The sequence below is a fragment of the Enterococcus sp. DIV1206 genome (assembly GCF_051712485.1).
In the GTDB taxonomy this organism is placed as follows: Bacteria; Bacillota; Bacilli; order Lactobacillales; family Enterococcaceae; genus Enterococcus; species Enterococcus faecalis.
In genome coordinates this window covers 800,293-825,462 of the sequence record NZ_JBIOOZ010000001.1, presented here as the reverse complement: position 1 = coordinate 825,462, position 25,170 = coordinate 800,293, and the positions used below count along the sequence as shown (strand labels likewise).

The following is a 25,170-nucleotide window of genomic DNA, read 5'->3' as shown; positions in this document are numbered from 1 at the left end:
CTCCTTTTTGCTACTTATAAGCGCCATTTTTCAACCAATTTAATTTCATTTTTAATTGTTTGACTGCTTCAGTTGAATCATAGGCAGTATTTTCTCTTTGTTGACGATACCCATCAACAATTGTTGAGAAAACGGCATGCATCGCCGTCTGCATGAACCATGTGAATTCTTTTGGCGTTTCAATGGTTAATTTCGAACGATCAATTATTTGATAAAGATGTTCTGCATAGGCAGCATGGCCTTTTCTTCCTCTATGCTTATGACAGTGCTGTTTCCTATTTTTTTCCTCTTCTCCAGTCGCTAAATTATCCGTCACCCGACGTGAAGCACGATAATCCATGTTGACAAATAAATTCCGATAGAAAGAAGCATTCTCTCCCGTTAGCACTTCGACAATCATTTTGGAGAAATAGACATCCATGGCTTCGATTAAATCACCATTTTCTGCAATAATTTGTTTCTCTAAATCTCGTTCACTATTTTTTCTTAATGTCGCAAAGTAATAAAAATACAAATCTTCTTTGTTCTCAAAATATTGATAAAAGCTACCGCGAGGAATTTCCGCTAATTTAACAATATTTGCAATTGACGCTTCTTGTAAAGAATGGCGTGAAAATTCAATTTGCGCAGCATCTAATAAGCGTTGTTGCTTTTCTTCTGGCAAATGAAAAAACGTATTCGTAGGCATATTTGTGTTCCTCCCTTTTATGACACATTGTCATATGACACCATGTCATTATAGCACTCTCTATTCAGAATGCAAGTTTTTTACAAAAAAAATCAAGCACCTAGCAAGACAAAATTGATGTTAGATTCTGTCTCACCAGTTGCTTGATTAATAATAGTGTTTGATGCATTCTTGTAACAAGCCAGCGACCTCTTTTATAGGTCCATTGGCATCTATTCGTTGATAATTAGGATATTGTTCCAATTGGTTTTTGATAAGAATTTCTTGATCATAAAGGTTTAAACGTTCTTCAATAATTTTAGGATCAGATTCTCGTTGCTTTAAACGTTGATAAATATTTTCTTTTGAAACGTCAAAAAAAACTGGAATGACGGACTCGCCAAAACGCTCAAAGACCGCTTGAAAGCCTGGAAAAGTTAACGCATTATAGGCTGGATGCTCTTTCGTTGTTTCAACGATGGCAGCTACACCGACACCGTAATAGTTTCCATGGTAAAAATCATACTCCACTAACTGATTGGTTTCAATCAAGGTTTGAAAACTTGCTTTTGTTTCAAAATAGTAATCCACACCATCCACTTCATCCAACCGTTTTTTCCTCGTAGTATGCGAGATAACTTTATAGTTTTTCGGAAAAACCTTACTTGTAATTGCGGTCTTGCCAGAACCACTAGGACCCATAATAACAAAAAATGGATGTTGTAATTGCTTAATCATTAGAAACGCTCCTCTCAGTTGTTTCTATTATAACGTATTGTGCACTATTTTGAAAAATTGACAAAAAAGAGCTTGGGCCAAAAATCACTTTAGATTTTTGGCCCAAGCTTAAAAATTAATAGACGGCGGGAACAGAAGCAACAACCTGCTACGCTTATCTTGTTTTGTTTAATTACAATAACTAGTCTAAGTTTTGTCCATTAGTTTCGATAACTTGTTTGTACCAATTAAACGATTTTTTTTCATAACGGTTTTTAGTACCATTTCCTTCATCGTCTAAATCAACGTAAATAAACCCATACCGTTTACTCATTTCACCTGTGGAAGCACTGACTAAATCAATACAGCCCCACGGCGTATAGCCCATTAAATCGACGCCATCTGCAACTGCTTCTGCCATTGCTTCAATATGACGACGTAAATAATCAATCCGATAGTCGTCTGCCACATAGAAATTTTCGTCTACTTTATCAATTGCACCTAAGCCGTTTTCCACAATAAATAAAGGTTTTTGATAACGATTATATAATTCATTTAGGGCAATTCGTAAGCCTTCGGGATCAATTTGCCAACCCCATTCACTTGCTTCTAAGAAGGGATTTTTAACGCCGCCTAAAAGATTCCCATTTGCTGTATCGTTGGTAGTACCAGTAACATCGACAGCAGTCGACATATAATAACTAAAGCCAATGTAATCCACTGGGTATTCTTTTAATAATTCTAAATCGCCTTCTTCAATGACTAAGTCTTTCACAGCATATTTTTGATATATGCGTTCTGCGTATGCTGGATATTCACCACGAACTTGAACATCTGTACAATAATAATTAAACTCTTGGTTTTCAATCATTGTAGCAACTTGATTGACTGGATTCGAATCAATGCCATACGTTGTTGCATAAATAATCATACATCCAATTTTTAATTCTGGATTTAATTCATGGCCAATTTTTACAGCTTTACTACTTGCAACAAATTGATTATGCCAGGCTTGGAAAATGTTTTGATAATCATTGGCTCCATTGCTTTTTACCAATCCTTGACTAAGTGCTGGAAAATGAAAAGCTGAATTAATTTCATTGAATGTCATCCAATAGTTAACTTTTTGGTGGTAACGTGTTAAAACAGTTTCCGCAAAACGTTCATAAAAGTCAACTAATTGACGATTTTTCCACCCGCCGTATTCTTTCGCTAAATGCAGTGGCATTTCATAATGAGAAATCGTAATTACTGGTTCAATGTTATAGCTTAAACATTCATCGATAACCGCATCATAAAATTTCAAGCCGGCTTCATTCGGTTGTGTTTCATCTCCTTGTGGAAAAATACGCGACCACGCAATTGAAAAGCGATAACATTTAAAGCCCATTTTAGCAAACAACGCAATGTCCTCTTTAAAGCGATCATAGTGATCAATTCCTGTATGATTAGGGTAGCGATATTTCGTTTCGTCAATCGTCCAATCAAACGCTTCATCTCCTAAAATAGCGAAACGTTGTTTTCCTCCAGGCATCGCATCTGCCACAGATAACCCTTTACCATCGGCTAAGTAAGCCCCTTCTAATTGATTGGCTGCGGTCGCACCGCCCCATAAAAATCCTTTTGGAAATTTTGTCGTTGTTGTCATACTTGTTCCTCCTCCAATTGTCTTTTATTTAATAATGGCTAAAAAGTCTTCACCATGTAACACGTCTGTTTGGTTCATATCCAAAACATCTAAATAATCATTCGTATTCGTTACCACAATCGGTGTAACTACTGGATAACCAGCTTCTTTAATGGCAGCAATATCAAAAGTAACCAGCAAATCTCCTTTTTTAACAGAATCACCTTGTTTCACTGATAATTCAAAGCCTTTACCATCTAATTCGACCGTATCCATGCCAATATGCATTAATAATTCAACGCCCTCTGTTGTCGTCAAGCCAACAGCATGTCCTGTCGGAAATAATGTGGTGATTTCACCATCTGCGGGTGCATACAGTTTGCCTTCAGTCGGCTCAATTGCAACACCTTTTCCTAAAGCACCTGAAGCAAAAACAGGGTCTTGTACTTTTTCTAGCGGTAAAATTTCACCTTGAAGTGGACTTGCTAAAATAATTTTGTCTTCTTGATTCGTTTTTACAGGTGCCACCATCTTATCAGTTTCTGTTTTTTCAGTTGCTGTTTCTGGATTAGGTTGATCTTCAAAACGTAAGACAAACGTTAAGACAAACGCAATGATAAAGGCAATTCCGGCACCAATTGCACCAGTAATCATCGGTGCAGTATCTTTTGTCTCTGCAGGAATAAAGCCAGGTAAGCTCAACATACTAACCAAGCCAAACGTAAAGTTTTTCACGTGATTCATAGCCACAAATGCACCACCGATACCGCCACCAATACAAGCTGCAATAAATGGTTTTTTCAATGGTAAAGTCACGCCATATACAGTTGGTTCAGTAATTCCAAAAATAGTCGTAATACTTGAAGACAAAGCCAAACCTTTTAGTTTCACATTTTTTGTTAGGAAAAAGACAGCTAAAGCAGCCCCACCTTGTGCAATAACGGCTGGTAATAACATTGGTACCATCGTATCGCCACCTTGTGTTAAGTTTAACATCATAATTGGTACAAAGCCCCAATGCATACCAAACATTACCAAGACTTGCCACAACGAACCCATTAATAACCCTGCGATAATTGGACTAAAAGCGTAAATTGCGTTGTATCCTTGTCCCAACCAATCGCCGATGACCGTCCCGATAGGACCAATAGCTAAGAAGGTAACAGGTGCCATAATAAGGAAAACAGCTAACGGAACGCAGATAATTTGTAGAAAACTCGGAATTACTTTTTTGAAGAAACGTTCCACATAACTTTGTGCAAAAACAGCCAAAATAATTGGTAAAACCGAAGAAGTATAGCCACTTGGCCCAATAATCACTGGAAGACCAGCAAAGCTAATTGTTTTGCCTGCTAAAGCAGTAATGCTGGGATGAACTAAGGCCATCGCCAAAGCAACCGCTAAAAAGGGATTAGTATTGAATTTTTTAGCAGCCGTAAACGCTAACATAATTGGTAAGAAAGTAAATAAACCATCTGCAATCGAAAAGAGAACAAGATATACGCCTGAAGTGTCAGCTAACCAGCCCATAGTTACAGCCAATGTTAAGAAGCCTTTTAAAACCCCAGCGCCGGCCATTGCACCTAAAAACGGTGTAAAAATAGAAGAAATAATATCAATTAAACGGTTAAAGATATTTCCGCCACTTTCTTTTTCTCTATTATCAGAATCATTACCTAGTCCACTGTTGGCCATCAAATCCTTATAGACATCACTAACGTGACTGCCAATAACCACTTGATATTGTCCTGCACTTTGAACTACCTGAATAACATCTGGGTCAGCATTCAATGCAGCTGTATCTGCTTTATTCTCATCTTTTAATTTAAAACGTAAGCGTGTAGCACAGTGAACAACACTATTAACGTTGCCTTCGCCCCCAACAGCTTTTAACACACGTGCTGCAATTTCTTGATTTTTACTCATCTCTAGATCCTCATTTCCATTAATTTTTAATATCAAAAAAACCTACATTGAAAAAGAGCCAGATCCTTCTCTTCACAGCTGCGCAGTCTGCGAAAATTGTTATCGGTTTTTTCAATCTAGGTTTTGCCTGCATTATCAGTAACAATCCGCGATTATTGGTTGTTATGCTTTTTTATCATTGACCACTCTTTGGATATGAATGGTTAAATAAATCATTTCCGCTTGATCAATTGGTCGATCATAGCTTTTTAATAAATACTCATTAATACGTTGGACCGCTTGAAACGCCTTAGGATACTTTCCTTGGACCAAAGCAAAAAGAAATTCGTCCTCCTCATCATGCGCTTCTTGTTTTAAATAACGTTGCGCAAAATATTGAAGATGTGTAACAATTCGTTGATAGTTCAATGAATCTTCATCAAACACCTGTCCAAAGTAGCGACTAATAATCGTTAAAATATCACGAACCATCTTGGTTGCTTCCATGGTAACTTCCATATTGCCATTTCCTTGTTCAGCATTCACAATATGAAAAGCAATGAAGCCCGCTTCATTTTCTGAAAATTGAACCCCTAGCTTTTCAGCAATAATCGCTAATGCTTGCTTTGCGATTTCAAATTCTTTAGGATAAAATTTGCGTGTTTCGAATACAAGAGGATTCGGAATATCAATTCCTTCTTTGGCTCGAAGTAACGCATAGTGAATATGATCCGTTAAAGTTAAATAAATATTTGATGAAAGCTCAATCGCTAGCGTTGTTTCTGCTAAATCAACGATTTGTTTGACGACTTCTACTTCTTTGGTGGGGACGTCTTCAAACAGCTGCTGGAATTGTCCTGCCATAGCGGAGTCCTTTAACACGAATTCCTTTTCAACATAATCTGGATTGATCGTGTCTCCAATCTTCTTTTGAAAGGCTAAGCCGCGTCCCATATAAACAATTTCTTCGCCTTGCTCATTTCTTGAAAGCACGACATTATTATTTAAAACTTTTTCAATCCTCATGATGAATGCAACCTCACTTTTTTATAAAAAAAGCCCAGAATCCCTCCACTGATTGTGTTAATGGAAGACTCTGGTTTTGCCTGCAAAGCAGTAACAATCCTTATTTACAAAGTAATAATAGCATGCTTTTTTTTAATATGCAAGCCTTTCCAAAAAAATATTTTTATTTATTTTTTACTCTGTTGATCCATTTTAAAAAAAAGTTTACTAAAAGTAAAAAAAAGACTTGCTTTCTCTTACTTTTTATTAGTAAAATAGAGATGTTGAATTTTTAAACTATTTATTTTAAGGAGATTACACAATGTCAAAATTATTAGTTGTTAAAGCACATCCATTAACAAAAGAAGAATCACGCTCAGTTCGTGCGTTAGAAACATTTTTAGCTTCATACCGTGAAACAAATCCATCAGACGAAATCGAAATTTTAGATGTTTATGCACCAGAAACAAACATGCCGGAAATCGATGAAGAATTATTATCTGCTTGGGGTGCACTTCGCGCTGGCGCAGCATTTGAAACATTAAGCGAAAACCAACAACAAAAAGTGGCTCGTTTTAATGAATTAACTGATCAATTTTTATCTGCAGACAAAGTAGTAATTGCTAATCCAATGTGGAACTTAAACGTACCGACACGCTTAAAAGCTTGGGTAGATACAATCAACGTTGCTGGAAAAACATTCCAATATACTGCAGAAGGACCAAAACCTCTAACAAGTGGTAAAAAAGCCTTACACATCCAATCAAATGGCGGCTTCTACGAAGGAAAAGATTTTGCTTCTCAATACATTAAAGCGATTCTAAACTTTATTGGCGTTGATCAAGTTGACGGATTATTCATCGAAGGAATCGATCATTTCCCTGATCGCGCGGAAGAACTTTTAAATACTGCCATGACCAAAGCAACTGAATACGGTAAAACATTCTAAATTTTCCGAGTGATTTACAGCAAAAAGAGACAAGCAGTTCGTTCACTGCTTGTCTCTTTTGTTACGTAGATTCTTGTTGATCTGGCTTATCTTCATCATACAAACCGGAAACAATTTGGTACCACTCAAAAATGTGTGTAATTATCACCTTAGCTGCGGCATAAACAGGAATTCCTAAAATCACCCCGACAATCCCAAATAGTTTACCAGACGTTAATAAAACAACCAAAATGGTGACTGGATGAATGGATAACTGACTGCCTAGGACAAGTGGTGAAATAAACCGACCTTCGACCGTTTGCTCAATGGCAAAAACAATCAAGACTTTAATTAACAAAGCTGGCCCACTGACAATTCCTAAAAAGACTGCTGGAATCATGGCTAAAAATGACCCTAAATAAGGGATTAAATTTAAAAAGCCTGCTGCAATACCTAAAGTGACTGCATAATCTAAGCCAATGACAGAAAAACCAATCATAAACATAATTGCCACTGCGAAAGCGACAGTTAATTGTCCTCTAATATAAGAAGAGACTTGATCATTGACTTCTGCAAGAACTTTTAAGGTTGGTTTACGCATCTTCACTGGTAAAAACTTCATTAAATATGGCGCTAAGTTTTTGCCATCTTTCAGTAAATAAAATAGAATAAAGGGCATCGTAATGATGGCGACAAAGATCGTAGCCACCGCCCCAAAGAAATTACCAATTCCTTGTACTGTGAACGTTGAGACGTTTCTAATGATGGTACCTAACGAACTGACAACTTTATCGCCTGCCGCTTCAAGTTGTTCTCTAAATTGCGCGAAAAGTGGATCACTTAATATTTCCTGCGATTTTTGATCAATTGTATCAATATATTGAGGAAAATGATTTACAAAGCTGACAGATTGCTCACGAATTTTAGGAACGATTACAATACCACCCCAAATGAGTAGTGCCACAATTAAAATAAATAGGCCGATAATACTCCAGACACGTGAGATTTGTTTTTTCTCTAAATAATCGACAATCGGATTTAATAAATAATATAAAATCCCCGCCATAATTACTGGTAAGCCGACAACGCCAAAAAACTGCCAGACGGGCTTAAATAAATAAGAAACTTTCGTAAAAGTTAGAATAATTAACAGCACCAATAAGACAATCAGTAAGGCTGTTACTACTTGATTATTTAAAAACCAACGCCAAAACCAAGACAGGCGTTTATCAGTCGTTTGTTTTTTATCCATTGATTCACGCTCCATTTACTAAGTAATCAATTGTTGTTCCAATCGTTATCTTTGGTAACTGATGGGGCGTTAAATAAACACCATTTCGGATAACATCATCCTCATCGGTTGGTGCATCAGCAAAGATTAAAGTGCTGTGAGCGATACTTTGCAAGTTACTATTGGCAAAAGAACCCACTTTTGTAATTGTATAGTTTGTATCGCCAATTTTCAGATGATCTCCTTCTGCCAAGGTAACTTGGTCTTTTTCTGGGAATGATTGAATAACTGCATGTTGCTTCAAGGTATCGGTAGCAGTTTCACCAAAAAGAATAATCATTTTTTCTGAATCATCGATTGCATGTTTGCCTATTTCTGTTACGGTTGCTTGCATCTTCCATCCCACTCCTTCATTATCTTACTTCTATTATTATAGCATAGAATAAAATAGATATTCAGGAAAAAGAAAAGGCGATGAACAATCGTCAATTGACTTTTGTTCACCGCCTTAAAATAAGTTTTTATTTAAAGAAGTTCATAATATGAGTCCAAATTTTTTCATCAAAGACATCCATCGGATTCCCATTTCCAATCAAACCATAACCAATCATTGTTCCCACAACAAATAAGATAATGACTAACGAAATGACCACTAGAATTTTCAATAATGTTACTAAAATATAACGAAATGAACTCATACGTTTGACTCCTTTAGATTACTGTCGTTGCTTGTTTTTCTTCAATTTTTTCATCATTGACGCGTTCAACGTTCGCGCCTAATTTTTGAAGTTTTTTATGGAACTCATAATAGCCACGATCTAAATATTTCAAATTAGAGACACGTGTAATGCCATTTGCACGTAACCCTACTAAAATCAATGCGGCAGCTGCCCGTAAATCAGTGGCTTCCACTGCTGCTCCTTGTAACTCGTTGCCACCATTAATAACGGCGATGTTGCCATCAATTTTTAAGTCAGCGTTCATTCGACGCATTTCCTCTAAGTGTTGGTAACGATTTTCAAAGACTGTTTCTGTCACGATGCTTGTTCCTTCAGCAAACATTTGGATCGCTGTCATTTGCGCTTGCATGTCTGTTGGGAAACCAGGATGCGGCATTGTCTTAACATCTGTTGGTTTTAGATGTTTTGGTCCAATTACACGGATGCCGTTTTCTTCTTCTTCAATGATTGCACCCATTTCAGTTAATTTAGAAATTAGCGGACGATTATGTTCAGAAATTGCTTCTTCAATTAAAACATTGCCCTCAGTCATTGCTGCAGCTACCATGAACGTACCTGCTTCAATTCGATCTTGAACGATTGAATGCTCTACGGCATGTAATTTATCGACGCCTTCGATACGCATCGTTTCTGTCCCAGCACCGATAACATTGGCACCCATTTTGTTTAAAATATTTGCTAAGTCAACGATTTCAGGTTCACGAGCAACGTTTTCAATGATGGTTGTTCCTTTCGCACGAACAGCAGCCATCATAATATTTTGCGTAGCGCCGACACTTGGGAAGTCTAAGTAAATAGTGTTACCGATTAGTTCATCCGCAATTGCTTCAATGTAACCATTTTTTTGGATGATTTTTGCACCTAATGCTTGGAAGCCTTTTAAGTGTAAGTCAATTGGTCGTTTGCCAATGGCACAGCCACCTGGCATTGCCACTTTGGCATGACCATTACGAGCCAATAAAGGTCCCATTACAACGATAGAAGCACGCATTTTACTAACGTACTCATAGTTTGCTTCGATCCCTAAAGGTTGTGTTGCGTCTATTGTTACTTCATTCGCGTCTTCATCAAAATCAATGGCTACATTCAAATGCTTAATTACTTGATTCATTGTAAATACATCAGATAAAATTGGTACATTTTTTAAAGTAGTAACGCCTTCTTCAGCTAAAAGAGTAGCTGCTAAAATTGGTAAAACAGCGTTTTTGGCGCCTTCAATTTTTACAGTTCCTTCTAATTTTGTATTACCACCATGAACAATAATTTGTTCCATTTTGTTCCCCCCAAAAAAATGAGAATAGGTATTCCTATTCAAAATCTTTACTATTATACCATTATTCAACTAAAAATTGTACCTTTTTTTATTTTTCAATTTTTAAGGAAAATACACAATGAAAAGATTTCGACAAAGCGCAATCAATTCTAAAGCAAACGAGCTAACTGTGTATCCGATAGCGATGGCGAAAAATACCATCAACATTCTAATTTGCGGTGTAAATTGGGTTTTGAAAAATTGCTCAATACGCAATGATTGCAACGCCCAAAAACTTATGTAAATGAACATAAGATGACTAACGATTCGAACAATAGCATCTACTCCATAGTATTGCATAAGGAGCCTCCTTTTTTCTAACGTAGGAACATTTTATCACAAAATAATAAAAACCGATAATTAATCCACTTGAAATGCCAAAATTTGACACTATTTATTAAAAAATACGAAGAAATAGAGTTTAAGGCAACTGACTCAATAGCAAGCGCCTTAAACTCTACAAAAGTGACTGAATCCTTCAGCCTTTTTTACCCATGTTTCGATACGTTGATCCGGTTGATTGCACGATGCAAAGCAACAGTCGCACGACGTAGTTGATCGCGGTCGTCTTTTGCTTTGGCTTCTTCAATTAAACGTTCTGCTCGTTGTTTTGCTCGTTCAGCACGAGGTACATCGATATCTCGTTCACGTTCGGCACTATCGGCAATAATAGAAACGACATTATCACGGACTTCCATGATACCACCATTTACAGCTACCCAGTCAACATGTGTATCTGAATCGGTCCGTTTGATGCGGACTTCATCAATCGCTAGCGGAACGATGATTGGCGCATGTTTTGGTAAAATACCAATTTCACCATCTGTTGTTTTCGCCACAACGATTTTTGCATGGTGGTCATAAACTAGACCATTAGGCGTTACTACATTCACAGTAAGACTATCCATTGTGTTTGCCGCCTTTCTAGTAGTTTAATTGTTTCGCTTTTTCGATGGCATCTTCAATTTTACCGACACTACGGAAGGCTTCTTCTGGCAGATTATCATGTTTACCTTCAAGAATTTCTTTAAAGCCACGAACTGTTTCCGCAACTGGTACATAAGAACCAGGTTGACCTGTAAATTGTTCAGCAACGTTAAAGTTTTGAGATAAGAAGAATTGAACACGGCGTGCGCGACCAACAAGTACTTTTTCGTCATCTGATAATTCGTCCATCCCTAAAATAGCGATGATATCTTGTAATTCACGGTAACGTTGTAAAATATGTTGCACTTCGGTAGCCACTTCGTAGTGTTCTTCTCCAACAATTTCAGGAGCCAAGGCACTAGAAGATGAAGCTAACGGATCTACCGCTGGATAAATCCCTTGTTCGGTTAATTTACGTTCCAAGTTAGTTGTTGCATCCAAATGGGCAAACGCTGTTGCTGGCGCTGGATCGGTATAGTCATCGGCTGGAACATAGATTGCTTGAATAGAGGTAATTGATCCTTTTTTCGTTGAAGTAATCCGTTCTTGTAATTGTCCCATTTCAGTCGCTAAGGTTGGTTGGTAACCAACGGCTGACGGCATCCGACCTAAAAGGGCAGAAACTTCTGAACCGGCTTGGGTGAAACGGAAAATGTTATCAATAAATAATAGCACGTCTTGTCCTTCCACATCACGGAAATATTCAGCAATCGTTAACCCAGTTAAGGCCACACGCATCCGTGCACCTGGTGGTTCGTTCATTTGACCAAAAACCATGGCTGTTTTTTCAATAACGCCTGAATCTTTCATTTCATAGTACAGGTCGTTCCCTTCACGTGTCCGTTCACCAACACCAGTAAAGACGGAAATCCCTCCATGTTCTTGGGCAATATTATGAATTAATTCTTGAATTAAGACGGTTTTACCAACACCGGCACCACCGAAAAGTCCGACTTTACCACCTTTTAGATAAGGCGCTAATAAGTCAATAACTTTAATCCCTGTTTCTAAAATTTCATTACTGGTACTTAATTCATCAAATGCTGGCGCTTTTTTATGAATCCCACTACGTTCAGCATCTGCAGGGAATGGCGCTTCTAAGTCAATTGTGTCTCCTAAAACGTTAAACACACGACCCAATGTATCTTTACCAACAGGAACTGAAATTGATTTTCCTGTATCGATAACTTCCATTCCACGTTGTAAACCATCTGTCGATTCCATGGCGATAGAACGAATCACTCCATCACCTAGTTCTAAAGCGACTTCAAGTACTACTTTTTGTTTTGCTTCGCCATTTTTATAAACGACTAAAGCGTTGTTAATATCGGGTAAGGATTGATCTAATGAAAATTCCACGTCAACAACGGGACCGATTACTTGAACAATCTTTCCTGAACTCATAATTTCTTTCCTCCAGTCTTCATAAAGTCACACGCTTTGAACGTTTTTATACACGTTCAAACGTAAGACTAGATTATTCTAGTGCAGCTGCACCAGCAACAATTTCTGTAATTTCTTGGGTAATCGCCCCTTGACGAGCACGGTTATAAGAAATTGTTAAATCGCTAATAATATTTTGCGCATTGTCAGTGGCTGTTTTCATGGCGGTCATCCCAGCAGCATGTTCTGCTGTTTTCGCATCAATGATCGCCCCATAAATTAAGCTTTCTGCATATTGTGGTAATAATTGATCCAAGATTGCTTCAGGTGAAGGCTCTAAAAGATATTCTTGTTCGTAAGAGGTCGCCTCTGATGGATCTAAATCAGTAATTGGCAACATTTTTTCCACACGAAACTGACTCGTTAGTGAGTTAACGTGGTGATTATAACAAACATACAATTCATCAAACACTTCGTTTTGGTACATAGTCGTTGCCGTTGTCACAATCTTACGGACTTCTTCAAACGTTGGTTGATCCGTTAAGCCTCTTAGCTCATAGGAAACATCGATTCCGCGTGCTTTAAAGAAATCCGCCCCTGTACCACCAATGGCGATTAAGGCATATTCTTTATTAGAATCATGGTCTTCTTGAATCATACTCATGGTTTGTTTTAAGATTGAGCTATTGTAGCCACCAACTAACCCTTTGTCAGAAGTGATAACGATATAGCCTGTTTTTTTGACAGGTCGTTGTGCTAACATCACATGATAGTTCCCTTCACTAAGAGAAGATTGTTCTGTTTCACGTAATTCACTTAACTGAGCAGCTACTAAATGCGTAACGACACTACGAATTTTTGAAGAATATTCTTGAAAGCTTTTAGAGGCGCCTTCTGACTTTGTCAATTTGGCTGCAGAAACCATTTGCATCGCTTTAGTAATTTGGCTTGTCTTTTTTGTTGATGCAATGCGTTGTTTGATTTCATTTAATGAAGCACCCAATGTTGCTCACCTCTCTTATGCGTTATCGATTTTTTCTAAAGCTTCTTTGGCTGAATCTCCGCTGTTGTTTGCCGCTGCAAACATTTCAGAAAACTCTGTAATCGCTGCATCTAATGCATCAGTATCTGGTAAGTCTTTCGTTGTACGAATGGTTTCCAATAAGTCTGCATGTTTGCCATCAAAATAATCGAATAAATCTTGTTCAAAGTGTAAAATTTTATCTACGCTCACGCTATCTAAAAAGCCGTGTGTTAACGCATATAAAATTAAGACTTGTTTTTCTACAGGCAGTGGCGCATGTAGTTTTTGTTTTAAAATTTCTACCGTACGACGACCACGGTTTAATTTAGCTTGTGTTGCCGCATCTAAATCAGAGCCAAATTGTGTAAAGGCTTCTAACTCACGGTAACTAGCTAAGTCTAAACGAAGCGTTCCGGCAACTTTTTTCATTGCTTTGATTTGCGCTGATCCTCCGACCCGAGAAACAGATAACCCAGCATCAACGGCTGGACGAGTGCCTGCATAGAACAGGTCGCTTTCTAAGAAAATTTGTCCATCAGTGATTGAAATAACGTTTGTTGGAATATAAGCAGAAATATCGCCTGCTTGTGTTTCAACGAATGGTAAGGCTGTCATTGAACCGCCACCTAATTCATCACTTAATTTAGCTGCACGTTCTAATAAACGTGAGTGTAAATAGAAGACATCCCCTGGATAAGCTTCACGACCTGGTGGACGGCGTAATAGTAGAGAAAGTTCACGATAAGCCACGGCTTGTTTTGATAAGTCATCAAAAATAATTAAGACATGTTTGCCGTTATACATGAATTCTTCACCCATTGCAGTTCCTGCATATGGTGCAATGTAAAGTAATGGTGCTGGTTGTGAAGCCCCTGCAGTCACAACGATTGTATAATCTAAGGCACCAAATTTACGAAGTGTTTCTACTTGGTTACGAACAGTAGATTCTTTTTGACCAATCGCTACATAAATACAAATTACATCTTGTCCTTTTTGGTTAATAATTGTATCAATTGCAATGGATGTTTTCCCTGTTTTACGGTCTCCAATAACCAATTCCCGTTGTCCACGACCAATTGGTACGAGGGCATCAATGGCTTTTAAGCCAGTTTGCATTGGTTCAGCAACAGATTGACGTTGCATAACACCGGGAGCTGTTGCTTCCACAGGACGTGTTTTGTCTGTTTTAATTTCGCCTAAACCATCTAATGGTTGACCTAATGGATTAACAACACGGCCAATCAAAGCTTCCCCAACGGGTACTTCCATGATTTTGCCTGTGCGTTGTACTTTATCTCCTTCACGAATGGTTTCAAAATCGCCAAGGATAATAATCCCTACATCATTTGTTTCTAAGTTTTGTGCCATTCCGTATGAACCGTTTGAAAACTCAACAAGTTCTCCACTCATGGCATTTTCTAAACCGTGGGCGCGGGCAATTCCGTCACCGACGTAAGTGACTGTTCCAACTTCTTCAACAGCAAGCTGTTGTTGATAGTTTTCGATTTGTTCTTTAATCAAGGCACTGATTTCTTCTGCTTTGATAGCCATTCAATTCACCTCTTTGTAGTCCTAAAGATTATTTTAATAACTTCTGCTGCATATGTTCTAATTGTTTGCGGATGCTGCCATCGATTACTTGATGGTTTGCTTCAATAACCACTCCGCCGACAATTGACGGGTCAATTAAATTGACTAAATGCGCTTGTTCATACCCTAATAATTGGGCAGCTTTTTCTTCCATTGCTTGATGTTGTTCTTTTGATAAAGGAATGGCTGTTGTCACTGAACCCAAAATTAGTCCTTGGTGCTCATCATAACGTCGTTCATATTCATCAATCATCAAGAGCAGATCGTACATGCGACGATATTCGTAAACCACTCGCAAAAAGTTTTGCATCATTTCACTAAAACCTGTTACTAGTTTTTCCATGATGCTGTCTTTTTCATAAGGCTCTAAGCGATCATCACTTAAAATATCGCCAATACCAGGTACTTGGTGATAGACTTCGCGAAGCGTCAATAATTCTTGATAAATTGCTTCAGCTTGGTTCTTTTCAACTGCCAACTCAAACAAAGCCTTGCCGTAGCGTTTACCAACTGTATATTTATCTAGTTTCATTTGCTTTACCTAAACTTTCAATATAAGAATCAATCAATGCTTCATGTGCATCTGGTGTTAATTCTTTATTTAAAATTTTGGCTGCAATTTGAAGAGAAAGATCTGCCACTTCATTTTTTACTGAAGACAATGCTTCTTCACGTTCTTGAGAAATATCTGTCCGAGCTTTTTCGCGTAGGCGAGTAACTTCCGCAGTTGTTTCTTTTAATGTTTTTTGGCGAGTCTGTTCTCCACTTTCTTTCGCGTTTTTAATAATTTCAGCTGCTTCTGATCTGGAAGAAAGTAATTGTTGTTGACGTTCTTTTTCCATTTTCGCTGCTGCTACGCGAGATTGTTCTGCAGAGTCTAAATCGTTGGCAATTTTTTCTTCACGTTGTGTCAAAATATCTACGATTGCTCCCCATGCATATTTCTTTAATAAGAGCATCAAGATTAAAAATGCACCACTGACAACAATCATCGTGCCTAGTGTGGTACTAGGAGCCGTTTCACCGACTACCAATGTAGTAAGTAGCATGAAGTCTCAACTTCCTTTCCTGCAAAAATCGATTTAGCTTCTTCAACTGCTTTATCACCAGCTATTGAAAAGGCTAAAGATAGAAGAAAGCAGTGACGGTCCCGATAATAATCAGCGTCCTGCCTCCATTTTATTGCTTATCTGAATAAAAGTAATAAAGAAACAACGACACCTAAAATTGGCACAGCTTCGATTAAAGCGACCCCGATAAACATTGTTGTTCTTAATTGACCAGACATTTCTGGTTGACGAGTCATTGACTCGATTGTTTTTGAAATAACTTGTCCGTTACCGATAGCGGCTCCGATAGCTGAACCGAAAATTGCAATTGCTGCTGCGATAAAATTTAATCCTTCCATTGTGTAAAATCCTCCTAAAAGATAATTTTTGTCCTTCGTATTTCTTGATTATTCTTCTGTTTCAATTTTGTGTGACATATAAACCATTGAAAGTGTCACAAAGATAAACGCTTGGATACATCCAATAAAGATTGAGAATGCTACCCAAATCATTTCTAGCGGAATTGCTAGTGGGATAACCCATAATCCGACGCTTGCTACGGTTCCAGCAATTAAGCCCAATAGAACTTCGCCGGCAAAAATGTTTCCGTACAAACGCAAGCCTAATGTTAATAGATTCGTGAATTCTTCCATTAATTTTACCGGTAGTAAGAAACCAACGGGTCTTAAATAACTATTAACTAGATAGCCTTTAAAACCAAAGCGTTTCATACCAAAGAAGTGTGTTAAGACAATCATCATCATCGCTAACGTTAAGGTTACGATTGGATCGGCGGTTGGACTTTTCCAAACGCTGAGATCGTCGCCCACAACGATTTTTGTAACGAGACCCAAGATGTTTGAAACAAGCACAAACATGAAAAGGGTAAACGCCATTAAATGAAAATTGCTCACTTCTTTACGAGGTAAATTGTCTGTAATGATTCCACGAATAAAATCCACTAACCATTCGATGACCGTTTGTTTGCCTTTAGGTCGTAGCTTCATATTTCTCGTACAAGCATAGACAAAGGCGAAAACAATGATACACGTCAACAGCACCATCAAAACAATGGTTCCATCAAACCAAATTGGTCCGATATTGAAGAGTAATTTCTTCTCTTCCAAATCAATTCACCTCTTTTCCAACAATCTTTCAGAAGTTTCATCCTACTCCTGAGTGATAATCCCTGGCAAAGCTATCGTACCACCACTTGTTGATAATTTACAAATAGTTTACTTTTAAAATTTCATGTGTTGAAAATTGGTTGGAAAACCTTTTCCATAAACCAATCTAATGCAGGGTGGTACTGCTTTCCGAAGCGATTAAAAAATGAATCATTTACATTCATTTACTCAACACTTACCAGATTTTACACCTAATCCGAAGAAAGGCAAGCAAATATGCGAAAAAGAATAAATTTACATTTTTAACGTCGGTTATTTTTTAATGTTCGGCTGATTTGTCGGTCAACTTCCTTACGTTTCAAGTCTTCACGCTTGTCGTACTGCTTTTTCCCTTTAGCTAAACCAATCAAAACTTTGGCATAGCCGTCTTTAATATAGACCTTCAAAGGTACTAATGTGATACCTGTATTTTTGGTTTCGCCGATTAACTTATTAATTTGTTTTTTGTGTAATAATAATTTTCTGGTACGTAATGGGTCATGATTAAAAATATTGCCCTGTTCATATGGACTAATATGAACATTATACAAAAAGGCTTCTCCGTTTCGAATTCGTGCAAAACCATCTTTTAAATTGATACGACCATTTCGAATAGATTTGATTTCTGTTCCTTGTAAAACAAGCCCAGCTTCAACCGTATCGATAATTGAATAATCATGTCTAGCTTTGCGGTTTTGTGCGATTAATTTTCCTTCCCCTTTTGGCATAAGCGACCTCCTCTACTTCTTCTTTTTCCCTTTTTTATTTTTTTGTTTCATTGCTTCTTTATAAAAAGGTTGTTTTTTGCCTTTGCCTTTTTTCTTATTTTTCTTTTTCTTACCATCAAATGATTCATCTTTTTTATTTCTTCGTTGATTATTTGAACGAGTTGAAGAATTGGCTTTACCTTTTTTACGTCCTTTTGGTCCTTCGACTGGCGCAACTTCCTCAGCTGAAATCAATTCAAAATCAACTTCTCTTGTTTCTGGATCAGCTTTTTCAACACGGATTTGAACTTTCTGACCAATTTTCAAAGTCATTCCCGTCCGTTCACCAACTAACGCCATATGATTTTCAATAAAGTGGAAATAATCTTGTTTTAAGTTATTCACGTGAATTAAGCCTTCTATTGTATTAGGCAGTTCCACAAAGATACCAAATTTTGTGACAGAGCTGATGATCCCGTCATACGTTTCTCCCACTTTATCTACCATAAATTCGGCTTTCTTCATGGCGTCCACTTCACGCTCTGCATCAACTGCGCGACGTTCCATACTTGAACTATGATTGGCAATTTCTGGTAATGCTTCGTTCCATTTTTCTTGATTTTTTTCAGATTGATCTTGGCTATAGCTGCGAATCAAACGATGCACAATTAAATCTGGATAACGACGTATTGGTGAAGTGAAATGCGTATAATATTCAGCGGCCAACCCATAGTGTCCGTAGTTGTCTTCTGAGTATTTCGCTTGTTGCATACTTCTTAGCAACATCGTATTGATAACCACTTCTTCCGGCTTATTTTCAACTTGCTCTAAAACTTTTTGTAAATCTTTCGGTGAAATGTTTTCTTTTGTTCCTTTAACAAGAATGCCAAGTACTGCAGCAAAGTCAAAGAAACGTTGCATTTTTTCTTCTTTTGGTTGTTCATGAATCCGATAAATAAATGGCAGTTTTAAGTCATGATAATGACGTGCCACAGTTTCATTGGCTGCCAACATAAAGGATTCAATTAATCGTTCACCCACGCCACGCGTGCGTAAAAGAATATCTTGGGGATGACCATTTTCATCAACTAGGACTTTGGCTTCACGATCTTCAAAAGAAATCGCACCACGGCGCATACGCATCTCTTCTAATATATGGTGCAGCTCGCCCATCTCTTTAAACATGGGAACTAGCTCTTTGTAGCGTTCTAACGTTTCAGGTTTTTGCTCTTCTAAAATTTCATTGACTGCTGTATAGGTCATTCGCTCCGTTGTTTGGATTACACTTTGGAAAATTTCATGCGAAATAACTTCTCCTTCTGGTGTAATTTCCATCTCACAACTCATGGTTAAACGTGGAACATGTGGGTTAAGCGAACAAATCCCATTTGATAATCGCTGCGGAATCATTGGCACAACTCGGTCTGTCAAATAGACACTTGTGCCACGTTCATACGCTTCCATATCCAATTGACTTCCTTCAGTTACATAATAAGAAACATCTGCAATATGCACCCCTAAAAAGAAATTGCCATTTGCTAACTTTTGTACCGTTACTGCATCATCTAAATCTTTCGCATCTTCTCCATCAATCGTCACAATCAACTGATCACGTAAATCCCGACGACCGACTAAATCGCTTTCTGCAATAGTTTCTGGTACTTGGTCCGCTTCAGCTAAAACTTCGTCAGGAAATGCTGTGGGAATTCCATGAGCCACCACGATTGATAAAATATCCATTCCTGGATCATTTTTATGACCAATCACTTGTTTGACTAGTCCTTCCATACTTGTTGGATATTCTTGATCTGGATAATAGGTAATTTCAGCAATGACAATGCTACCATCTACTGGCTTAATCCCTTCAGGTGCAATTGATACAGTATACTGATTCAATTTCTTATCTTTGGGAATCATGTAGCCATACAGTCCCATTTCTGCCATTTCTTCTTCACTATATGCCACAAATTCTCCGACAACTTGGCTCACTGCTCGCTCTTTAATTTCTTTGACTTTACCTTCTGCGCCGCGATCTGAAAAAGGATCAGCATGTTGGATCACGTCGATTAAAACCGTGTCCCCATCCATTGCAAAGTTCGTTGCCTCTTTAGGAATATAAACATCTGGTTCTTCAGGATCGATGGTCACGAAACCAAAGCCTCGTTCATTTGCACGAAACGTTCCTTCTATTAATAAGTCTTTCATTGGTAACAGGACTTTGCCTTTTTTGTTGAAACTAACTGACTTTTCTCGTTCCATTTGTGCAATGGTTTGCACTAAAATTTTAAAATCTGAACTTTTTTCTAAATTCAAGCCTTGTGCAATTTCTTCCATTGAAAAGCTTTTCTTTTTTTGGCTTTCCATGAAATGTAAAATTTGCTCTTTAATTGTTTGTTTTGTCATTATTTCTCCTCATTCCAAGGTAGTGTTGCTAAAAATTGCACCACATCTTGCTCTAATTGTTTGTGTTCTCCACTCACCGTAATGACATGTCCGCTGTTTGGGTACCATTGTAAGGTCACACGTGCTTGTGTTAGCGCTTGGGCCGTTTGATAGACGCCCATTGGCTCAATCATTTCATCTTTGCCAGCTTGCGCTAAGAAAAGAGGTGCGTGGATTTTGTTTAGTTTGTCTGCCGTCTGACTAGCAATTGTTTCAATCGCTCCTAATTGTTGTTTGACTCGTTGCTCAATCGATTGCAACCGGCTTTGTTGTTGCTCTGCAGGAACTTCTGCGATTTTCATCACGTTTTCTGCGTATAATACAAAATTTTCTGGGACTTTATTTTCGACAGGGTAGATCGGTGAACAGAAAAATCCACCACCAATTAATCCTGTTAATTGTTCCGTTAATGCATGCATACTGAAAATCCCGCCCATTGATAAACCAAAAATGGCAATTTCTTGGTAACCTCTTTCTCTCAAAAAAGCGACTGCTTCTTGTGTATCTTGCCACCATTGTTCCGTTGTTTGATCTAAAATATCTTCAGGAACTAGCGTGCCATGTCCTGAAAAATTAGGCGAATAGACAGTATAATTTTCTTTTTCTAAACGTCTGCTTAACATCCGTACATCATTACTGCTGCCAGAATAAGCGTGTAATAAAAGGACCGCCCGTTTTCCTTTTTCTGAAAATAACGGCTTCGGTAAATTGATTTTTTTTGCCACTTCGCTCACCTCAGCTTCATTCTATCATATTCTCAAAAGAAAACCTTCCGAAATGATAAGTTTCAAAGACTTTTTCAGAAAGAAAAAGAACAGAAAAATAAGTGTTCGCACTCATCTCTCTGTTCTAAACTTGTCATTTTAAAAGATTACGTACTTATTTTGAAGATAAGAACGCCAAAACAAATAATAAAATCATCCAAATTGCGCCAAGAACTGCTGTTGAGCGTTGCATAACAGCTTCAAAACCGCGCGCTTTTTGCTTCCCAAATAATTTATCTGCACCGCCAGTGAAGGCACTTGCTGCACTGTTTTGTTTGCTTGGTTGCATCATAACAGTAATGACGATTAAAACAGATAAAATGATGACCAACGTTAAGATTAGATTATACATGCGTTAATTCTCCTTTTTATACAAATATGCGAAATTCATCTACTTTAATGTAGCATATTTTATCTGTAAACACCAGTGAAATTTAATGTCTTTCCTTATTTGTCTCTAATAGCAACAGCCGCAAGTAGGAATCAAATTTCTACTTGCGGCTGTTGCTAACTTATTTTTTATTTTCTCAATACGTCTCCGTATTCAGGTTTAGTATCAAATTCTTTTTTGGCAAATGGACATAGCGGAATAATTTTTTTATGCTCTTTTCTCGCTTTTTCAACACCGGCTAAAACAAGTTTTTCAGCTAATTTTTGTCCACGATAAGTTGGATCAACAAACGTATGATCAATAATCATCATGCTTTCGCCAGCATCTGACCAAGTCATTTCACCAATTTCTTGGTTTTCATCGTTATATAGAGCAAAACGATTGTTTTCTTCTTTAATTTGCATATTCGTTCCCTGCTTTCCGAATATATTTTAGAGCGCCACTTGGACATGAATCAACTACAATCATGTCATTTTCAACACTTCCGTTATCTGGAATAATCCATGGTTTCCGACCAACTTCAAAGACTTCTGGATTTCCGCGAACACAATTACCAATATGTTCACAAATATCTTTATTATAAAAGATATCAATTCCTTCCCCCGTATATTTACGGTAGCCTTCTTTTAATAGTTGTTCTTCCGTAACTGGTTGCCCATCTATTTGGTTTCCTTTCATTGCACAATCTCTCCCCTGTAACTTATTAATATTAAAAACGTACCTTTATTTTACCACTAAGCTGGACATTCAGGCAATTAATTGTTCCACCTTACTTGCCAATTCGACGAGCACGCAAAGCAGATAAGATTGACACAGTGTCCACGACTTCTTGTAGCATAGCTCCGATTAGCGCCGGAATGATCCCGGTACTAGCAATTAGCATTAGTAAAACGCAGATAAAAATTCCGATTAATACAGATTGTTTGGCAATTTTCATGGTATCTTGGGCAATTTCGACCGCTTGGCTGACTTTACTTAAGTCATCTTTTAAAATAACAACGTCAGCAGTTTCACTAGCCGCAGTAGCTCCATGAGCGCCCATAGCAATACCTACGTCTGCAGCAGCAAGCGAAGGTGCATCATTTACACCATCTCCTACCATGATGACTGGATGGTTTTCTTTGGGCAATTCTTTTAGAATAGTTAACTTATCTTGTGGTAAACATTCCCCATGTACTTCGGTAATTCCTACTTCTGCAGCAATCGTTTCTGCGACGGATTCTTGATCCCCCGTCAGCATTAAAATTCGTTGAAGATGTAATTGGTGTAATTTTTCCATAGTCTCTTTTGCTTCTGGGCGTACAGTGTCTGTAAAAGTAATTCGGCCTAAATATGTGCCATTACGTGAAATATGAATAGTCGTTTTATCAATTTTTTCAGTTGCTTGAGACTCTTGTGTCACAAAATTCTTTTTACCTACCCGTATCTCAGCACCATCCACAAATGCCTTCACGCCAGCACCAGAAACTTCCGCTAGATCTGTAATATTTTTTAATGGGACATCTTGCTTTCTGGCATAAGCAACAATTGATCTAGCTAAAATATGACTTGATTCTTGTTCCACGCTTGCTGCTAATCCCACTAATTCAGCAGCAGTTATTTCAGCATTGATTGGTTGGACTTGATCAACAGAAAGTTGTCCTTGCGTAATCGTGCCTGTTTTATCAAACGCAATCGTTTTTGCAGAAGCTAATTTTTCGACCATCGTTCCCGATTTAATAACGACCCCATGACGACTTGAACGACCCATCCCTGCCACTAAAGCAATTGGGGCAGATAGAATTAAAGGACACGGCGAAGCAACAACTAAGACTTCCGCAAAACGTGTCGGACTTTTTGAAACAAACCAAGCAACACCTGCAATTAAGTAGGCAACTAGTGTAAAAGGTACCGCATAGCGGTCTGCTAAACGTACAAAATGAGCTGGACGTGCCGCAGATTCTTTCACTAAGTTCACAATCGTTTGATATTGACTGTCGGCTACAGTTTTTTCAGCAACCATTTTCAAAGAGCCATCACCATTCACGGAACCCGACATTAATTCATCCCCAGGATTTTTTTCAATTGGTTTTGATTCTCCTGTTAATGAAGATTCATCGACTGTTGATGTCCCGGTTTTTACCAAGCCATCAACTGGAACTAGTTCCCCTGGTTTTACTACTAATTCATCGCCAACATTGATTTCCTCAACAGAAACATCTTCTAAATTTTCGCCATTCAAGCGATGAGCTTTTTGTGGCGAGTTATCCAATAATGACTTCAGCTCTTGGTTAGCTTTTCCAGCGGCATAGTCTTCTAATGAATCACCACCAGTCAACATAATTAAAATCATCAAACTGGCCCAGTATTCTCCCACAGCTAAGGTTGCGACGATAGCGGTAATCGCTAAAATATCGACACCATATTTTCCTTCACGTAAGGTTTGAATCATTTCCCAGAACATCATTAACGCCATTACAGAACCTGTTATTAAAATAATGCCATACGCCCAATTCGGCTGATGTAAAATAAATTCAAATAATAATGCCAAAACTCCTGTTATAATTGTAATCCCCAATTTTGTTACATGCTTCATCTCTTTTTCTCTCCTATCATTCACTTTACATTATTGAGCGTACCTTTTCTGTTTTGAAAAAGAAAGTGAAAACGCCTAAATGAAAACGACTTTCATTATCATAGGATAGTTGCTGTAGCAACGTTTACTTTCTGAAAAGTAGTTATGTAAAAAAAACACAGACCATCGTTCATTCGCCGATGGTCTGTGTTTTTATTTCCAAAAATCATCAAAAATTGTAATGGGTAAATGCCGTTTGTGTTGTCCTTTTTTATACCAGTTTTCAATTGTTTGTTGATCTGTTTCCGAGACTTTTTTGCCTTCCAAATAATCATCAATGGCATCATACGTGACACCTAAGGCAACTTCATCTGCAACTAACGGTTTGTCATCTTCTAGATCAGCTGTTGGTATTTTTAAATACAAGGCTTCTGGTGCCCCAAGTTCTTTCAGCAAAGCTTTCCCTTGGCGCTTATTTAAACGAAATAACGGTAAAATATCCGCTCCGCCATCGCCATATTTGGTGAAGAAAGCTGTCACATTTTCGGCTGCGTGGTCTGTGCCAATTACTGCGCCAGCATTTTCGCCAGCTACTGCATATTGTGTAATCATACGTTGACGTGCTTTCATGTTCCCTTTATTAAAATCGCTAATTTGAACGCCAGCGTTTTCTAGCGAACCAACCATTGCATCCACTGCTGGTTTAATATCCACTCGTAAAGAAACATCTGGCTGGATAAAGGCTAGCGCGGCTTGTGCATCAGCTTCATCTGCTTGCTCACCGTAGGGAAGGCGAATCGCAATAAATTGATACGACATATCTCCTGTTTCTTCGCGCATTTCAGTCATCGCTAATTGTGCTAAGCGCCCAGCTAATGTTGAATCTTGTCCGCCACTAATTCCCAAGACAAAAGTTTTTAAAAAAGGATGTTTAGTTAAATAAGCTTTCAGAAAATCAATACTTTTACGAACTTCTTCTTTTGGATCAATTGTCGGTAAAACACCTAACTCTTGAATGATTTTTTCTTGAAGTGTTGTCAT

General features: G+C 37.9%; 27 protein-coding genes. 1 reads left to right on the top strand and 26 read right to left on the bottom strand.

Going from position 1 to position 25,170, the window contains the following annotated elements; translation table 11 throughout:
- Positions 1-10: 10 nt before the first annotated feature.
- The 5 genes from IGK86_RS04155 to licT form a co-directional block, all read right to left on the bottom strand.
- Positions 11-688 carry a TetR/AcrR family transcriptional regulator gene (locus tag IGK86_RS04155; RefSeq protein ID WP_002367146.1) on the bottom strand — a complete coding sequence of 226 codons (678 nt, stop codon included), beginning with the start codon at positions 686-688 and terminating at the stop codon, positions 11-13.
- 147 nt (positions 689-835) lie between these two features.
- A complete protein-coding gene (locus tag IGK86_RS04150; RefSeq protein WP_002367148.1) occupies positions 836-1,405 on the bottom strand; it encodes a guanylate kinase in 570 nt (189 codons plus the stop codon).
- A 181-nt stretch (positions 1,406-1,586) separates the two neighbouring features.
- Positions 1,587-3,032, bottom strand: coding sequence for a glycoside hydrolase family 1 protein (locus IGK86_RS04145; RefSeq protein ID WP_002382651.1), 1,446 nt, complete (start codon positions 3,030-3,032; stop codon positions 1,587-1,589).
- 24 nt (positions 3,033-3,056) lie between these two features.
- Positions 3,057-4,937 carry a beta-glucoside-specific PTS transporter subunit IIABC gene (locus tag IGK86_RS04140; protein ID WP_002359609.1) on the bottom strand — a complete coding sequence of 627 codons (1,881 nt, stop codon included), beginning with the start codon at positions 4,935-4,937 and terminating at the stop codon, positions 3,057-3,059.
- A gap of 162 nt (positions 4,938-5,099) precedes the next feature.
- Positions 5,100-5,942: a BglG family transcription antiterminator LicT gene (licT, locus tag IGK86_RS04135; RefSeq protein ID WP_002359608.1), complete on the bottom strand. Its 843-nt coding sequence runs from the start codon at positions 5,940-5,942 to the stop codon at positions 5,100-5,102.
- A gap of 301 nt (positions 5,943-6,243) precedes the next feature.
- On the opposite strand from licT, the gene IGK86_RS04130 reads away from it, so the two are divergent.
- On the top strand, positions 6,244-6,870 hold the full coding sequence (locus IGK86_RS04130; protein ID WP_002367152.1) for an FMN-dependent NADH-azoreductase: 627 nt from the start codon (positions 6,244-6,246) through the stop codon (positions 6,868-6,870).
- 61 nt (positions 6,871-6,931) lie between these two features.
- Here IGK86_RS04130 and IGK86_RS04125 read toward each other — a convergent pair whose 3' ends face one another.
- The 21 genes from IGK86_RS04125 to nadE all read right to left on the bottom strand — a co-directional run bounded on the left by IGK86_RS04125 (position 6,932) and on the right by nadE (position 25,170).
- Complete coding sequence (locus IGK86_RS04125) at positions 6,932-8,101, bottom strand: AI-2E family transporter (protein ID WP_438742073.1); 1,170 nt, start codon at positions 8,099-8,101, stop codon at positions 6,932-6,934.
- Between the two features lie 4 nt (positions 8,102-8,105).
- Positions 8,106-8,474, bottom strand: coding sequence for a PTS glucitol/sorbitol transporter subunit IIA (locus tag IGK86_RS04120; RefSeq protein WP_002356567.1), 369 nt, complete (start codon positions 8,472-8,474; stop codon positions 8,106-8,108).
- A gap of 127 nt (positions 8,475-8,601) precedes the next feature.
- Positions 8,602-8,778, bottom strand: coding sequence for a DNA-directed RNA polymerase subunit beta (locus tag IGK86_RS04115; protein WP_002356564.1), 177 nt, complete (start codon positions 8,776-8,778; stop codon positions 8,602-8,604).
- Between the two features lie 13 nt (positions 8,779-8,791).
- The gene (gene murA / locus IGK86_RS04110; RefSeq protein WP_002356562.1) at positions 8,792-10,093 is read right to left on the bottom strand and encodes a UDP-N-acetylglucosamine 1-carboxyvinyltransferase; all 1,302 of its coding nucleotides are present in this window, start codon (positions 10,091-10,093) and stop codon (positions 8,792-8,794) included.
- Between the two features lie 102 nt (positions 10,094-10,195).
- Entirely contained in the window at positions 10,196-10,432 is a 237-nt protein-coding gene (locus tag IGK86_RS04105; RefSeq protein WP_002356560.1) for a DUF1146 family protein, read from the bottom strand.
- Positions 10,433-10,620: 188 nt separating this feature from the next.
- Entirely contained in the window at positions 10,621-11,040 is a 420-nt protein-coding gene (locus IGK86_RS04100; protein WP_002356559.1) for a F0F1 ATP synthase subunit epsilon, read from the bottom strand.
- Between the two features lie 16 nt (positions 11,041-11,056).
- A complete protein-coding gene (atpD, locus tag IGK86_RS04095; protein WP_002356558.1) occupies positions 11,057-12,463 on the bottom strand; it encodes a F0F1 ATP synthase subunit beta in 1,407 nt (468 codons plus the stop codon).
- Between the two features lie 73 nt (positions 12,464-12,536).
- Complete coding sequence (locus tag IGK86_RS04090; protein ID WP_002359606.1) at positions 12,537-13,445, bottom strand: F0F1 ATP synthase subunit gamma; 909 nt, start codon at positions 13,443-13,445, stop codon at positions 12,537-12,539.
- A gap of 15 nt (positions 13,446-13,460) precedes the next feature.
- Complete coding sequence (gene atpA, locus IGK86_RS04085; protein WP_002356555.1) at positions 13,461-15,017, bottom strand: F0F1 ATP synthase subunit alpha; 1,557 nt, start codon at positions 15,015-15,017, stop codon at positions 13,461-13,463.
- Positions 15,018-15,045: 28 nt separating this feature from the next.
- Positions 15,046-15,588 carry an ATP synthase F1 subunit delta gene (gene atpH / locus IGK86_RS04080; protein WP_002356554.1) on the bottom strand — a complete coding sequence of 181 codons (543 nt, stop codon included), beginning with the start codon at positions 15,586-15,588 and terminating at the stop codon, positions 15,046-15,048.
- Positions 15,575-16,105, bottom strand: coding sequence for a F0F1 ATP synthase subunit B (atpF, locus tag IGK86_RS04075; protein WP_002365031.1), 531 nt, complete (start codon positions 16,103-16,105; stop codon positions 15,575-15,577). Before atpF ends, atpH begins: the two co-directional genes overlap by 14 nt.
- A gap of 137 nt (positions 16,106-16,242) precedes the next feature.
- Positions 16,243-16,464: an ATP synthase F0 subunit C gene (atpE, locus tag IGK86_RS04070; RefSeq protein ID WP_002356552.1), complete on the bottom strand. Its 222-nt coding sequence runs from the start codon at positions 16,462-16,464 to the stop codon at positions 16,243-16,245.
- A 48-nt stretch (positions 16,465-16,512) separates the two neighbouring features.
- Positions 16,513-17,232 carry a F0F1 ATP synthase subunit A gene (gene atpB / locus IGK86_RS04065; protein WP_002356551.1) on the bottom strand — a complete coding sequence of 240 codons (720 nt, stop codon included), beginning with the start codon at positions 17,230-17,232 and terminating at the stop codon, positions 16,513-16,515.
- 302 nt (positions 17,233-17,534) lie between these two features.
- Positions 17,535-17,999 carry an SsrA-binding protein SmpB gene (gene smpB, locus IGK86_RS04060; protein WP_002356550.1) on the bottom strand — a complete coding sequence of 155 codons (465 nt, stop codon included), beginning with the start codon at positions 17,997-17,999 and terminating at the stop codon, positions 17,535-17,537.
- A 12-nt stretch (positions 18,000-18,011) separates the two neighbouring features.
- A complete protein-coding gene (rnr, locus tag IGK86_RS04055) occupies positions 18,012-20,381 on the bottom strand; it encodes a ribonuclease R (protein ID WP_002356549.1) in 2,370 nt (789 codons plus the stop codon).
- A complete protein-coding gene (locus IGK86_RS04050; protein WP_016616776.1) occupies positions 20,381-21,154 on the bottom strand; it encodes an alpha/beta hydrolase in 774 nt (257 codons plus the stop codon). Before IGK86_RS04050 ends, rnr begins: the two co-directional genes overlap by 1 nt.
- Before the next feature lie 145 nt (positions 21,155-21,299).
- Complete coding sequence (gene secG, locus IGK86_RS04045) at positions 21,300-21,536, bottom strand: preprotein translocase subunit SecG (protein WP_002356546.1); 237 nt, start codon at positions 21,534-21,536, stop codon at positions 21,300-21,302.
- Between the two features lie 167 nt (positions 21,537-21,703).
- Positions 21,704-21,979, bottom strand: coding sequence for a GNAT family N-acetyltransferase (locus tag IGK86_RS04040; protein WP_002356545.1), 276 nt, complete (start codon positions 21,977-21,979; stop codon positions 21,704-21,706).
- Positions 21,969-22,253, bottom strand: a complete 285-nt coding sequence (locus IGK86_RS04035; protein ID WP_002356543.1) for a (4Fe-4S)-binding protein — start codon at positions 22,251-22,253, stop codon at positions 21,969-21,971. Before IGK86_RS04035 ends, IGK86_RS04040 begins: the two co-directional genes overlap by 11 nt.
- A 91-nt stretch (positions 22,254-22,344) precedes the next feature.
- Positions 22,345-24,174: a heavy metal translocating P-type ATPase gene (locus IGK86_RS04030; RefSeq protein WP_002367160.1), complete on the bottom strand. Its 1,830-nt coding sequence runs from the start codon at positions 24,172-24,174 to the stop codon at positions 22,345-22,347.
- Between the two features lie 168 nt (positions 24,175-24,342).
- Positions 24,343-25,170 (bottom strand): ammonia-dependent NAD(+) synthetase, encoded by an 828-nt coding sequence (gene nadE / locus IGK86_RS04025; protein ID WP_002356540.1) that lies wholly within the window; start codon positions 25,168-25,170, stop codon positions 24,343-24,345.

Excerpts from the sequence above, each read along its gene's own strand:
- IGK86_RS04155 (WP_002367146.1), bottom strand. The coding sequence starts at position 688 with ATGCCTACGAATACGTTTTTTCATTTGCCAGAAGAAAAGCAACAACGC.
- IGK86_RS04150 (WP_002367148.1), bottom strand. The coding sequence starts at position 1,405 with ATGATTAAGCAATTACAACATCCATTTTTTGTTATTATGGGTCCTAGT.
- IGK86_RS04145 (WP_002382651.1), bottom strand. The coding sequence starts at position 3,032 with ATGACAACAACGACAAAATTTCCAAAAGGATTTTTATGGGGCGGTGCG.
- IGK86_RS04140 (WP_002359609.1), bottom strand. The coding sequence starts at position 4,937 with ATGAGTAAAAATCAAGAAATTGCAGCACGTGTGTTAAAAGCTGTTGGG.
- licT (WP_002359608.1), bottom strand. The coding sequence starts at position 5,942 with ATGAGGATTGAAAAAGTTTTAAATAATAATGTCGTGCTTTCAAGAAAT.
- IGK86_RS04130 (WP_002367152.1), top strand. The coding sequence starts at position 6,244 with ATGTCAAAATTATTAGTTGTTAAAGCACATCCATTAACAAAAGAAGAA.
- IGK86_RS04125 (WP_438742073.1), bottom strand. The coding sequence starts at position 8,101 with ATGGATAAAAAACAAACGACTGATAAACGCCTGTCTTGGTTTTGGCGT.
- IGK86_RS04120 (WP_002356567.1), bottom strand. The coding sequence starts at position 8,474 with ATGCAAGCAACCGTAACAGAAATAGGCAAACATGCAATCGATGATTCA.
- IGK86_RS04115 (WP_002356564.1), bottom strand. The coding sequence starts at position 8,778 with ATGAGTTCATTTCGTTATATTTTAGTAACATTATTGAAAATTCTAGTG.
- murA (WP_002356562.1), bottom strand. The coding sequence starts at position 10,093 with ATGGAACAAATTATTGTTCATGGTGGTAATACAAAATTAGAAGGAACT.
- IGK86_RS04105 (WP_002356560.1), bottom strand. The coding sequence starts at position 10,432 with ATGCAATACTATGGAGTAGATGCTATTGTTCGAATCGTTAGTCATCTT.
- IGK86_RS04100 (WP_002356559.1), bottom strand. The coding sequence starts at position 11,040 with ATGGATAGTCTTACTGTGAATGTAGTAACGCCTAATGGTCTAGTTTAT.
- atpD (WP_002356558.1), bottom strand. The coding sequence starts at position 12,463 with ATGAGTTCAGGAAAGATTGTTCAAGTAATCGGTCCCGTTGTTGACGTG.
- atpA (WP_002356555.1), bottom strand. The coding sequence starts at position 15,017 with ATGGCTATCAAAGCAGAAGAAATCAGTGCCTTGATTAAAGAACAAATC.
- atpH (WP_002356554.1), bottom strand. The coding sequence starts at position 15,588 with ATGAAACTAGATAAATATACAGTTGGTAAACGCTACGGCAAGGCTTTG.
- atpF (WP_002365031.1), bottom strand. The coding sequence starts at position 16,105 with ATGCTACTTACTACATTGGTAGTCGGTGAAACGGCTCCTAGTACCACA.
- atpE (WP_002356552.1), bottom strand. The coding sequence starts at position 16,464 with ATGGAAGGATTAAATTTTATCGCAGCAGCAATTGCAATTTTCGGTTCA.
- smpB (WP_002356550.1), bottom strand. The coding sequence starts at position 17,999 with ATGCCAAAAGGGGAAGGAAAATTAATCGCACAAAACCGCAAAGCTAGA.
- rnr (WP_002356549.1), bottom strand. The coding sequence starts at position 20,381 with ATGACAAAACAAACAATTAAAGAGCAAATTTTACATTTCATGGAAAGC.
- secG (WP_002356546.1), bottom strand. The coding sequence starts at position 21,536 with ATGTATAATCTAATCTTAACGTTGGTCATCATTTTATCTGTTTTAATC.
- IGK86_RS04040 (WP_002356545.1), bottom strand. The coding sequence starts at position 21,979 with ATGCAAATTAAAGAAGAAAACAATCGTTTTGCTCTATATAACGATGAA.
- IGK86_RS04035 (WP_002356543.1), bottom strand. The coding sequence starts at position 22,253 with ATGAAAGGAAACCAAATAGATGGGCAACCAGTTACGGAAGAACAACTA.
- nadE (WP_002356540.1), bottom strand. The coding sequence starts at position 25,170 with ATGACAACACTTCAAGAAAAAATCATTCAAGAGTTAGGTGTTTTACCG.